This is a genomic window from Oceanospirillum sediminis (assembly GCF_014164585.1).
GTDB lineage: Bacteria > Pseudomonadota > Gammaproteobacteria > Pseudomonadales > Halomonadaceae > Oceanospirillum > Oceanospirillum sediminis.
Map to the genome: position 1 here is coordinate 1 of NZ_JACJFM010000099.1, position 586 is coordinate 586.

Below are 586 nucleotides of genomic sequence, written 5' to 3' on the forward strand. Positions count from 1 at the left end.
GTTTTTCTGGTTTCTTTACATATGAAGTGTTATCTGCACCTACCTTAAAACCCGCATTATTGTACATGGTGATTCTGTCTTTATTTGGTACAGCAATAGCCAAAGTAATGTTTAATAGACTGGTACATATCGCTACACCTGTATTTGCATCTTCGGTAACATATTTAATGCCAATAATTGCTGTATTTTGGGGTGTTTTAGATGGTGAGCGTTTTGGGTTTTTACAGGCCGTGGCAACTTTGATTATCTTAATTGGAGTCTATCTAGCGCACAAACGAAAGTAGCTCTCAATTCTGATTAATCTTCCATAAAATTATTAGAAGTCATTTTTTTTTGCGAACTTTAAGTGATTTGAAAAAGTTAAACAGACCAATCTATTTGAATAGTAACAATTGTTGTTACTGGTAAAACGCAATTTTAGAAACAATTAAAAATTTAACTTTTTATGAAAAATTTGATACTTCCAATTCGGTTTGGCTTAGTTACAAGTGCAGTGTTAATAGCATATTTCTTAGTGCTAGCACTATTTAATAAACACACAAATCCCGCATTTAGCTTAGTAAATGCTGCCATTACGCTTTTTGGT

1 protein-coding gene is annotated in these 586 nt (G+C 32.6%); it reads left to right on the top strand.

The window, feature by feature from the left end:
* On the top strand, positions 1–284 hold a 284-nt coding region (locus H4O21_RS28025), incomplete at its 5' end, for an EamA family transporter (RefSeq protein WP_182812405.1).
* Positions 285–586 lie beyond the last annotated feature (302 nt).